General features: G+C 68.3%; 13 protein-coding genes and 10 tRNA genes. All 23 read right to left on the bottom strand.

Annotated features, from left to right (window positions below; genetic code table 11):
- Nucleotides 1–14 precede the first annotated feature (14 nt).
- The 23 genes from I0C86_RS40860 to I0C86_RS40750 all read right to left on the bottom strand — a co-directional run bounded on the left by I0C86_RS40860 (nucleotide 15) and on the right by I0C86_RS40750 (nucleotide 8991).
- Nucleotides 15–404: a RapZ C-terminal domain-containing protein gene (locus I0C86_RS40860; protein WP_196206676.1), complete on the bottom strand. Its 390-nt coding sequence runs from the start codon at nucleotides 402–404 to the stop codon at nucleotides 15–17.
- Between the two features lie 264 nt (nucleotides 405–668).
- Nucleotides 669–742: transfer RNA gene (locus I0C86_RS40855), tRNA-Leu, on the bottom strand.
- Nucleotides 743–748: 6 nt separating this feature from the next.
- Nucleotides 749–820: transfer RNA gene (locus tag I0C86_RS40850), tRNA-Gln, on the bottom strand.
- A 184-nt stretch (nucleotides 821–1004) separates the two neighbouring features.
- Entirely contained in the window at nucleotides 1005–1445 is a 441-nt protein-coding gene (locus I0C86_RS40845) for an HNH endonuclease (RefSeq protein WP_323374159.1), read from the bottom strand.
- Nucleotides 1446–1478: 33 nt separating this feature from the next.
- Nucleotides 1479–1554: transfer RNA gene (locus I0C86_RS40840), tRNA-Gly, on the bottom strand.
- Between the two features lies 1 nt (nucleotide 1555).
- Nucleotides 1556–1628: transfer RNA gene (locus tag I0C86_RS40835), tRNA-Thr, on the bottom strand.
- A gap of 1 nt (nucleotide 1629) precedes the next feature.
- A tRNA-Leu gene (locus I0C86_RS40830) sits at nucleotides 1630–1705 on the bottom strand.
- A gap of 5 nt (nucleotides 1706–1710) precedes the next feature.
- Nucleotides 1711–1784: transfer RNA gene (locus I0C86_RS40825), tRNA-Gln, on the bottom strand.
- Between the two features lie 11 nt (nucleotides 1785–1795).
- A tRNA-Gly gene (locus I0C86_RS40820) sits at nucleotides 1796–1866 on the bottom strand.
- 167 nt (nucleotides 1867–2033) lie between these two features.
- Nucleotides 2034–2106 (bottom strand) — tRNA-Glu (locus tag I0C86_RS40815).
- Nucleotides 2107–2109: 3 nt separating this feature from the next.
- Nucleotides 2110–2180 (bottom strand) — tRNA-Ser (locus I0C86_RS40810).
- 515 nt (nucleotides 2181–2695) lie between these two features.
- Nucleotides 2696–2769, bottom strand: a tRNA-Trp gene (locus I0C86_RS40805).
- A 347-nt stretch (nucleotides 2770–3116) separates the two neighbouring features.
- Complete coding sequence (locus tag I0C86_RS40800) at nucleotides 3117–3389, bottom strand: hypothetical protein (RefSeq protein ID WP_196206675.1); 273 nt, start codon at nucleotides 3387–3389, stop codon at nucleotides 3117–3119.
- The gene (locus tag I0C86_RS44215) at nucleotides 3386–4195 is read right to left on the bottom strand and encodes a DUF5662 family protein (RefSeq protein ID WP_230395615.1); all 810 of its coding nucleotides are present in this window, start codon (nucleotides 4193–4195) and stop codon (nucleotides 3386–3388) included. Before I0C86_RS44215 ends, I0C86_RS40800 begins: the two co-directional genes overlap by 4 nt.
- The gene (locus tag I0C86_RS40790; RefSeq protein ID WP_196206674.1) at nucleotides 4192–4575 is read right to left on the bottom strand and encodes a hypothetical protein; all 384 of its coding nucleotides are present in this window, start codon (nucleotides 4573–4575) and stop codon (nucleotides 4192–4194) included. Before I0C86_RS40790 ends, I0C86_RS44215 begins: the two co-directional genes overlap by 4 nt.
- A gap of 23 nt (nucleotides 4576–4598) precedes the next feature.
- A complete protein-coding gene (locus tag I0C86_RS40785) occupies nucleotides 4599–5519 on the bottom strand; it encodes a metal-dependent hydrolase (protein WP_196206673.1) in 921 nt (306 codons plus the stop codon).
- On the bottom strand, nucleotides 5516–5893 hold the full coding sequence (locus tag I0C86_RS40780; RefSeq protein WP_196206672.1) for a hypothetical protein: 378 nt from the start codon (nucleotides 5891–5893) through the stop codon (nucleotides 5516–5518). The genes I0C86_RS40785 and I0C86_RS40780 overlap by 4 nt, the downstream gene beginning before the upstream one ends.
- Nucleotides 5890–6093 carry a hypothetical protein gene (locus tag I0C86_RS40775; RefSeq protein WP_196206671.1) on the bottom strand — a complete coding sequence of 68 codons (204 nt, stop codon included), beginning with the start codon at nucleotides 6091–6093 and terminating at the stop codon, nucleotides 5890–5892. Before I0C86_RS40775 ends, I0C86_RS40780 begins: the two co-directional genes overlap by 4 nt.
- 85 nt (nucleotides 6094–6178) lie before the next feature.
- Nucleotides 6179–6781: an NUDIX hydrolase gene (locus I0C86_RS40770; protein WP_407676409.1), complete on the bottom strand. Its 603-nt coding sequence runs from the start codon at nucleotides 6779–6781 to the stop codon at nucleotides 6179–6181.
- Nucleotides 6782–6867: 86 nt separating this feature from the next.
- Nucleotides 6868–7524, bottom strand: coding sequence for a hypothetical protein (locus tag I0C86_RS40765; RefSeq protein ID WP_196206670.1), 657 nt, complete (start codon nucleotides 7522–7524; stop codon nucleotides 6868–6870).
- An 87-nt stretch (nucleotides 7525–7611) separates the two neighbouring features.
- On the bottom strand, nucleotides 7612–7923 hold the full coding sequence (locus tag I0C86_RS40760; protein WP_196206669.1) for a hypothetical protein: 312 nt from the start codon (nucleotides 7921–7923) through the stop codon (nucleotides 7612–7614).
- Between the two features lie 105 nt (nucleotides 7924–8028).
- The gene (locus I0C86_RS40755) at nucleotides 8029–8478 is read right to left on the bottom strand and encodes a hypothetical protein (protein WP_196206668.1); all 450 of its coding nucleotides are present in this window, start codon (nucleotides 8476–8478) and stop codon (nucleotides 8029–8031) included.
- An 81-nt stretch (nucleotides 8479–8559) separates the two neighbouring features.
- Nucleotides 8560–8991, bottom strand: a complete 432-nt coding sequence (locus I0C86_RS40750) for a hypothetical protein (protein ID WP_196206667.1) — start codon at nucleotides 8989–8991, stop codon at nucleotides 8560–8562.
- Nucleotide 8992 lies beyond the last annotated feature (1 nt).

The raw sequence follows: 8992 nt of genomic DNA, 5'->3' as shown, positions 1-8992 counted from the left end.
CGGCTTCGAAATTGTTAGAGCACCGGCTTGTCGATGTCGCGGTGGAACACCTCGACGCCGATCCCCATCCTTTCCAGCTCGGCGGCGATCGCCTCACCCAGCACCGGCGCCCGGTGCCGACCTCCGGCGCATCCGACAGCGACACGCACCAGAATTCCGCGAGGGTGGTTGCCGTCGGTCAGGAGGTACCGGACGCGCTCGGCGGTAGCGTTGACCAACTCCCGCGCGTTGGGCGTGTTCAGTACGTGTTCCCGGACAGCCGGGTCGCGGCCGGTCAGGTTCCGCATCGCCGGGTCTGCGTGTGGGTTACGGAGCAGTGTTCGGACGTCGAGCGTGATCGGCGCCGAAGGCGCCGGTCCGTGGCCGTATCCGAAGGTATGCACATTCGCTGAGATCCAAGGCATGCCTCAACGCTGATTGCCCTTCGGCTCAACGCCTATGGATCTACCGTTGCCCAGGTAGCGGTCAACGGGAAACTCGACGTCTTTCGTCGGCCTCGCGAGTTCCTTGTCGGCGACGCGCGACGGCGCGTCGGGCGTCCCTCAGGCGTAGTAGTACCACGTCTAGATCTTCCTCGTCGTCGACGGGCTCCGACGTGGCTTCCAACGCGGAGTACTGCTCCGTTCGGGTGCTTGCCATCTCGACCTCCGCGTGTCAACCATCGAACGTGCCCTCGGCGCGATTCGAACGCGCACTGTCGGCCGCCTCATGGCCGCGTCTCCTGCCGTTGGACTACGAGGGCGTGGCGCTCCCAGACGAGGATTCGAACCTCGGTTTCCTGATCCAGAATCAGGCGTCCTGCCAGTTGGACGATCCGGGAATGGCATTTCGTTCCGTGCTGTTCCAACCTGTTCCGCAGCGTTCCGCAGCGTTCCGGCACGTTCCGGCACGTCCGACTGCGACCGGTCGGCCCGTACGCTGGCGAGGCGGTTGTGGATCCGCTTGTCAATTGGTCCGACGAAAGGGTGGGCTCCCCCTTGGGGCGGGGAGCCCACCACCGCCGTTCAGCGCCCACCGAGCGACGTCCATGCGGGCGTGGCCGGCTCGATCCGAAGCACCATCCCCGCCTCGGCGGGGGTCCGGTCGCCCTTGGCCTGGTTGCAGCTGTAGCAGGCGGCGACCGTGTTCCTCCAGCTGTTCCGTCCGCCGCGCGAGCGCGGGAGGACGTGGTCGACGGTGTCAGCCGGGCCCGCGCAGTACGCGCACCGGCGGCCGTCGCGGCGCATGACGCCGGCGCGGGACCAGGCCGGGCCGGCGGTGTAGCGCCACTTCGTCACGACGTACCGGACGAGCCGGACGACGGTCGGTACCGGATAGACGCCGATCAGCCGGTCGGGTTCGGCTTCGTGGACCTCGGCGACACGACGTACGAGCATCCGTACTGCGTGCCGGAGACTGACCCGGTGGAGCGGGCCAAGATCGGCGTTGATGACCAGGACGTCCACCGGACCCCCCTCTCCTCGGTGCGGTCGGTGGTATGGAGCGGCTACCCGGGTTCGAACCGGGAACCTCGACAATGGCAATGTCGCGCTCTGCCAGCTGAGCTACAACCGCATGGAGCCTTCGGCGGGCCTCGAACCCGCAAATCCTGCCTTACCGGGGCAGGGCCCGGCCTGTCGGGCGAAGGCGTGGTACCCCGAGCGGGATTCGAACCCGCACATCCGCCTTTTGAGGACGGCACCTCTGCCGATTGGGCTATCGGGGCTTGCGCTCCGGGTGCGGGAATCGAACCCACGGACTCCGCGTTCAAAGCGCGGCCACGGACGCCAGCGCCGTACCCCGGAAGGGCCTGTCGAGCGGCCACAGAGAATCGAACTCTGGTCATCTGAGTGGAAATCAGAGGCTCTGCCATTGAGCTACGGCCGCGAGGTGGGGACGTAGGCCGGATCCGTATCCCCTGGGTGGGTTGGCGCTCGGTACCACCCTGTGCCACTTACCCGAGTCCCCGGTGGCTAGGCCGGGGTAGCTGGCGGGCACACCGCCTATATACCTTTCGGCACCAGCCGCACTTTGCCCTGGCGCGCGGCTGAGAGCAGACCGTGCCGGGATCGAACCGGCCTTCTCCAGGTTGAGAACCTGGCGAGATAACCACTACTCCAACGGTCCAGGCATGCCCGGCGGGACTCGAACCCGCATCGCCCGCCTTCGGGGCGGATGCTCTGCCGTTGAGCTACGGACGGGAGTATTCTCCCGACGGCCGGCAGGTGGAAGCCTGCGGCCTGTCTCGCGCGGCAACCGGTCCGTTCCGGGTCTTCCACCCCGACGCGCACCGATCGCTGCGTGCTCCCTGCGTGCTCGCCCACGGGCTTGAACCGCGCACCTTGCCCAAGTCAACGCGGCGGCCCCTTGCAAGGCCGCGTCTGTCACTCCCCACCGCACGTTGACGCGGAAGACCACTCGGTTTTGAGGCTCGCGCCCTCGCCCCTCGTTGACGCTGTGCCCTATCCCGCGCAAGGGAACGGGTCTTGGCGTGTGGTCTTCCTCGTCCGGGGCCGGCGAATCGAACGCCGTGTCTCCTGTTCCCAAAACAGGCGGGTCAGCCGTCTCCCTCGCCCCGGATGCCGCGCCGGGCCGGCCGCGAGTTGTCTCGGGCCGGCCGGCACGGTGCGGTCCCGATGGCGCGGGACCGCTGTTCATGCCATCCACTGTGGAATTCTCAAGACCACCAAAGCCGCCGGCCGAAGTCGGGGCTGAGCCCGGGCGACAGGAGTTGAACCTGCAACGCGCGGCTTTGGAGACCGCTGCTCTACCTGGTTGAGCTACGCCCGATTGAGTTGTGGTGTAACGAAAAATCGCCCGGTTCCCTGTTTGGGTCGGGCGGTTTTCGCGTCTTGCGCGGTTCCGCCTACCCCGGGGCCTGCTCGCGGCCGTCGATGGCCCACCCTGTGCTGGGCAGCGTGACGACGTAGCCGAACGGCATGTGCCGCTTCGACTCGTTCGTCCTGCTCGCCAACATCTCGTCTCCTGGTGGTTGGTGGAATCAGCTGCCCCGAGTCCCTGGTGGGCGGGGCCAGCTGACCCAACGGTAGGTGTTCGGACCCTGGCGGGGCAACACCTTTGTGGGGTGTGTCCCGGCCGGGCTTGTGACCGAGGTTACGCCCCGGCCGCAACCGGCGTCAAGCAGTTCGTGCCTGACACTGCTCGCAGGTCAGTTGGCGCGCCGCTTCCTGCGGCTCGAACGAAGCGACGCTGACCTCGGTGCCGCACCCGGCCAGACAACGGCACTGGAACGAGTCGCGCCAGCTGGGCGCCACCATCTGAGCGCCGCAGCACTGGGCCTGCCTGGAGCCGAGATTCAGCACGATGTTGGACCGGCGGCACGCGCCGCAGTAGACGCCCTCGCCCTCGGGCTGGCCCCAGTCGGTCGGCAGGCGGCTGTACGTCCTCACCGCGGTCTCGCTTCGCTCAGCGCGTCCAGAACGGCCTGCGCCCGCCGACCCGCCTCGGCCGCGTTCTGCAGCTCCCGCAGCGTGGCACCGGTCATCTCTTCGTACTCGGGGGCGGCCACGTCGACCCAGACGCGCACCGAGCCGGTCGGGGCCGATTCGGGCCAGTCGAACCGAACGTACCCTCCACTGCGGTGGCCGGACTCGGGAAACCCGTTCGCGGTCATCACCTCGATGAACCGCGCCGGGTCGATACCGGCCGGCTCGACGTCCACCTGAGTTTCCGGCAGGTCGTCGGGTTCGATCCAGCCGAGGTGCCGAGCGGTGTTGACCAGCACGTCGTACAGGCCGGTCGGGATGTTGAATCGCTCGCGGTTCGTCCGGAGACTCCTCGCCAAATTCCCATCGGCGTGCCGCTCGGTCGACGCCCGCCAGTCGGCCAGCATTTCCGCCAGGTCGACCAGCGTCATGCCGAGCACTCCGCGATCGTGGTGCTCGGGGTGGTGGGCATTGTTCGCGTAATGAGCCGTCAGGCCCGAGCCCATCGCCACGCGGTTCGCCTCGTACTCCGGGGAGCCGTACGTGGCGCTGGTCAGCTTCGGAGTGAACTCGTCGAAGGTCGCAACCTCGGGTGGCTGAGTCTTGCTGTAGTCGTGGCTCCGCCCGCGGTCGATCAGCTCTTTGATCAACTGGTCCAAGAGCTGGCCGACGCGGCGAGCGTGGAACAGAGTGTCTGCTCGGCTGTCGTACGCCGGCGCCGGATCGCCACACCCCTCGTCAACGTCGAGCGTCGGCGCGTCCATGGTCATCGCTTGTCCTCCGGGGTGCCGGACGACGCTCCGACCGTCGCCGCACCAGCAAGCGCCGGCTCTTCGTCGAGCGTCGGCAACATGCAGAACGACGGCCGATTGCCCTCACGCGGGACCCAGTGGGCGCCCGGCATTCCGCACGCCGAGTTCTCCGTCGAGTGCACGTCGAACGGGCCGAAGTTGAGCGCGAATCCCAGGTCCTCGTCGCACGCCAGGCCGTTCACGGTCGTCGCTTCGGTCCACCGCACGTGATGCGTCGCCGGCCGGCCACAGATCGCGCCGGTGTGCGGGTTCCCGTCCGGGGCGGCGTTGCAGATCAGGGCGTAGCCGGTTTCTGCAGCGACCTGGCGGCCAACGTGGCGGGGCAGTTCGGTGGTCACGATGTTGACTCCTTCTTCGCGCTCTACCGATCCGGTGATGCCGTGTCATCCCAGAGTGCCGCGAGCACCTGGAGCATGCCCACCATCTGCCCGCCGGCCGCGACTCCAGCGATCATCATCAGCCAGACGACGACCTTCTCGGCACGGCCGCCGGTGGTGATCCGCATCCACCGCGGCGGGCCGACGGACCTCCACCGGCACGGCCCGATCTTCCAGGGCCACAGTAACGGCACGGCGCTCTTCGTGATCAGGTCGCCGAGGATATGCATGAGCGTGCCCCAGCCGGCGGCGAATCCGATCCACCACCAGCTGCCGACGTGCCTCGTGTTCGCCGCCAGGATCGCGGTCGGGATCGCGGTGATCAGAACCGACCCGGTGAAGGCGGCGAGCCGGTACCCGATCGTCTTCTTCGAACGCCCGTCGTGGCCCGTGATGGCCGCCAGGCTGAGCTTTCGCATGTGGCCCGGCAAGAGCATGTCGCCGACCTCGGCCCGGATCTTGCCACTGAACGCGGGGTAGCTGGTGAGGAAGGCGGCGACGGCGAACACGACGACGCCGATGGTCTGGTCATAGATCGCGGCCAGGACGCTAAGGCCGACGCCAATCGCGATCGCGAACAGTAGGGTGTGGCTCAGCGCCCGGTGGCCGCCAACCTTCGGCAGCCGCAGGCAGTGGTCGCAGCTGGCCTTCCGGGCCGCGCGGGCCAGATGCGCGAAGACCCACGACGTCACCCGACTGACCGGCCCGAGCGAGGTGGAGACGGTCGAGTCCTTGTGGTCGATGTCAGGGAACAGGGCGAACCCGGTCGCGACGACGCCGCCGGCGAGGACGTGGGTCCAGGTCGGGTCGGGTACGGGCAGGCCGCGGCCGGCGGCCCAGCTGGAGGCCGCGCATCCGACGAGCCAGCTGGCGGCGCCGCTGACCGCGTGCCCTTTCGCCATCATGGGGCGCCGCCCGGGACGGCAATCTCGAACTCGACCGAGCTGGTCCGAAGGTGCGTTGGCAGGTAGCCAAGCAGTTCGTGTCTGGCGGGATTCGACCACTGCGGGCAAACCCGACAGATGAGCCGGATGCGCCGCTCCCAGCCGTAGTCGGCGAGCGTTTTCAGCATGATGGCGCAGCTGCGGTCGATGAACAGTTCGTTCGGGTCGTCCACGTACAACGTCAACACCGGATCCGCTTCCCGGTCGTCGGGTCGCCCGTCGCCCTTCTCGAACACCTCGATCGCCGCTGCCAGTACTCGTCGAGCGTCGTCGAGGTCGGCCGGCCCGATGCGTGCGTTGCGGAGCAGGCGGAATTCCTTCAGCGGTCCGTTCATCGGTTGTTTCCCGCGCGCTGGCGCGGGATCGGGCCGCCGGCCGCCCACTCGTTGAACAGGTCGGCACCGATTCGCGCAACGGGCAGCTCCGCGCCGTCGCCCGGGGGGTTGATCAGGTCTGAGCAGTCGCTGTCGGAGCCGACCGTTTCGTCTATCAGGCCCAGCACTTCGTCCGGGTCGATTGGGTCGATCTTGTCCATGATTCCCTCTTGCGGTTGCATCGAGGGACGCCACCTTGGCGCCCGCCGCGCGGGCCCGGCACAGGTCCGGGCCCGACGGTGGAGGTCAAGCGGAGAGAGCTTCGGCGATCATCTGCTGGTGGGCAACGCCGATCTTGCCGCCGTAGTTGTCGGCCAGGTACTGGACGAGCTGGTCGTACGTGTCGGCGGGAACCCAGGCGACGCGTTCGAACTCGCCGGGCTGCGGCGCGACTGTCGGGAGGTCGTCGAACTCGCCGAGGTCGAACGTGACGAGGACGGTGACCATCCACGCCCGCCGGCCGGCCCTCGGGTCGGGCACCAGCTGGGGCGCGCCGACGACGTGCGCGTCTCGGCTGCGGAACAGCGTCAGGCCGGTTTCCTCTTCCAGCTCGCGAACGGCGGCGTCGACCGGGTCTTCGCCCGGGTCAGCCTTGCCTCCGGGCAGCACCCAGCAGCCGGGACTGTCGGATCGCTCGCCGAGAAGCAGGTGGCGGCCACCGAACGCGTTCCTGACGGTGACGAAGGCGTCGCCGCACATCTGCTCGCCCCAGTGTCGGAGGCCGCCGCGGCCTTCGGGGAGGGTCGGGTCGTTGGACGGGTTGACGGGCAGGCCGTCGTCGTCGAGTTCGAACGGGACCGCGGCAGTAGCCTGGCGGGCGCGCCAGTTGATCTTGTACAGGTCCTCCACGGGATTCCTTCGGGTTACGAGGGTCGCCGCCTTGGCGTCCGCCGCACGCGCCCGGGACCGGCCGGGCACGACGGTGGAGGTCAAGATCAGTTCTGTGGGCCGAAGTTCGGGGTGAATGGCACCATGTCCGCGGTGAGGTAGCCGAGCAGGCCACTGTCCGGCGACTTCCGCAGGTACATGACGTTGTCGTGGGCGTCGGCGAGAGCCCGCAACATGTGCTCGCAGGAAGTGCCGACACTGGGGCGGCAGTGCGCGACGACGGTGACTCCGGTCTTGCGACTCAGACGCGCGATCATGTTCACCTGTTCCTGCGCCGCAGGGGCGAGTAGGTCCGGGCGGTCCACGAGGAGGACCTGGTGCGCGGCGGTGTCCGGGATCAACATCTCGCTGGGGTGCCGGTGGGCAATCGCGCGTGCCGTCTGGCCCATGACCGTCCGGGTGGCGTCGAGGGCCAGGGCGATCGCGGCAGCGCCCTCAGCGGTCCAGACGTCGACGCCGTCGATACCGTCGAGCACGCCTCGGGGGTCGATCAGGCGTACGGCGATGGTGCGGGCGGACGCTTCGGCGAGGTGGCGCAGCAGGGCGGCGCCGTCCGCGCCATCGCCGACGACGATGCCGCAGTAGGCTTCGCCGTCCTCCCAGAGTCTCCAGGTGACGTCGCGCCCCCCGGAGAAGTGGCCGACGACGACCTCGCCCCGCTGCGGGGAGAAGATCGACTTTGCGGGGAGTCTCAGATCGCTCATGGTTTGTCCTTCTGTTGGTCGATACGTGGGTCGCCGCCTTGGCGTCCGCCGCACGCGCCCGGGACCGGCCGGGCACGACGGTGGGCGTCAAGCTCGCATGCGTGCCGACGTGAGCAGTTGAACTTCCCTGGCCACCTGCCGAGCGCGCTCTACCCCGGCCGGGGTCAGGTACCAGTCCTGGCCTCGACGCTCCAGCAGTGGTGGGTCGACCCGCTCCAGGGCTCGAACAGCGTCGCCCACGGTGTCAAGGTGGGGCTGCCGTGGCCACCCTGCCCGCTCCCGCCAGGCCGAGTGGTTGAGGACGAGTCGACGTCGGCATCCCGGGTTCTCCAGGACGAGAAGCAGGATGACGTCAGCAGCTTCAGTTCGACTGGTCAGTCCGGCGCAGTCGCGTTCCATTGCGATTCTCCTTGAGGTGATGCGTGGTATCCGAGGTCGCCACCTTGGCGTCCGCCGCACACGCCCGGGCGAGCCGGGCGCGACGGTGGAGGTCGAGATGGCGTATCAGCGGGGTTCGACGAAGGTCCTGTTGCGGTTGTAGTGCGGGATCGGGTCGCCGCCTGGCAGTGGTACGAAGACGCGGTCATGCTTGCTGTGCTCGGTGCCGTACCGGTCGTAGTAGCGGTCGGGCCATGAGTCGTCGCCGTCGTACGCCGGCTCACCCTGGGTCACGTCGAGCATCCGCATCTCGGCCTTGGTCAGGTCGCCGTATGTCCGCTGTGCGGCGGCGATGACCTCGTACTCGGGAAGGTCGAGGTGTTCGAACGCGCGGTCGAACTCCTTCAGGCATGCCACCATTCGCCGCTGCCAGTCCAGAGACATGGACTGCATCAGCGTTCGAGGTAGCACCAGGTGCGTCGAGTACGTCAGCTCAAACCAGTCGCTCACAGGGCCGTCGAGGCGCGCGTTGCGCTCGGCCGGGTCGATCGTCGACGTTTCCTGCTCAGCTTGCATGGTCAACTCCTTGTTCTCGGCTACTTGCGCTCGTTGGGTCGAACTGGTTGACGCGGACGGGTCGCGTCGGTCGAGGTGCCGTCAGCGGAGCACGGTCACGTAGACGATCGGGTGGCCGACCCTGTCGGCGGGCCTGGCCCAGCGGATGCCTTCGATCGGGTCGACGGGCCTTCCGTCGGCGACGACGCCGATCATGTCGGCGAGCTCCGCGAGCTGTTCGCGGTCCAGGTTGACGTCGTGCGGGAACCGCTCATGGGTGAAGATCGCGGCGGGCGCGGCCCGCTCCCACGGGTCCTGACCCTCGGGCCACTTGAGCGGATCCGGAGTACCGGGCGCGTACACCCGCCACACCCGGTCGTCGCCGCGCACGGCCGCCCACGTCCGCCCGATGATTCGCCCGTGGTCTGTCTCCTGCTCGGCGACCCGGCCCGGGTCGAACCAGTCCATGGGCAGGTCGGTCAGCGACGCCAGGAGCACGCCGGGTATCGCCAGGTAACTGGTCTTGGTCTCCATG

It is taken from the genome of Plantactinospora alkalitolerans, assembly GCF_015690345.1.
GTDB classification, from domain to species: Bacteria; Actinomycetota; Actinomycetes; order Mycobacteriales; family Micromonosporaceae; genus Plantactinospora; species Plantactinospora alkalitolerans.
The sequence above is the reverse complement of the archived record's forward strand: the minus strand, read 5'-3'. Positions and strand labels throughout refer to the sequence as shown.

Excerpts from the sequence above, each read along its gene's own strand:
- I0C86_RS40755 (WP_196206668.1), bottom strand. The coding sequence starts at position 8,478 with ATGCAAGCTGAGCAGGAAACGTCGACGATCGACCCGGCCGAGCGCAAC.
- I0C86_RS40775 (WP_196206671.1), bottom strand. The coding sequence starts at position 6,093 with ATGGACAAGATCGACCCAATCGACCCGGACGAAGTGCTGGGCCTGATA.
- I0C86_RS40765 (WP_196206670.1), bottom strand. The coding sequence starts at position 7,524 with ATGAGCGATCTGAGACTCCCCGCAAAGTCGATCTTCTCCCCGCAGCGG.
- I0C86_RS44215 (WP_230395615.1), bottom strand. The coding sequence starts at position 4,195 with ATGACCATGGACGCGCCGACGCTCGACGTTGACGAGGGGTGTGGCGAT.
- I0C86_RS40780 (WP_196206672.1), bottom strand. The coding sequence starts at position 5,893 with ATGAACGGACCGCTGAAGGAATTCCGCCTGCTCCGCAACGCACGCATC.
- I0C86_RS40785 (WP_196206673.1), bottom strand. The coding sequence starts at position 5,519 with ATGATGGCGAAAGGGCACGCGGTCAGCGGCGCCGCCAGCTGGCTCGTC.
- I0C86_RS40750 (WP_196206667.1), bottom strand. The coding sequence starts at position 8,991 with ATGGAGACCAAGACCAGTTACCTGGCGATACCCGGCGTGCTCCTGGCG.
- I0C86_RS40760 (WP_196206669.1), bottom strand. The coding sequence starts at position 7,923 with ATGGAACGCGACTGCGCCGGACTGACCAGTCGAACTGAAGCTGCTGAC.
- I0C86_RS40860 (WP_196206676.1), bottom strand. The coding sequence starts at position 404 with ATGCCTTGGATCTCAGCGAATGTGCATACCTTCGGATACGGCCACGGA.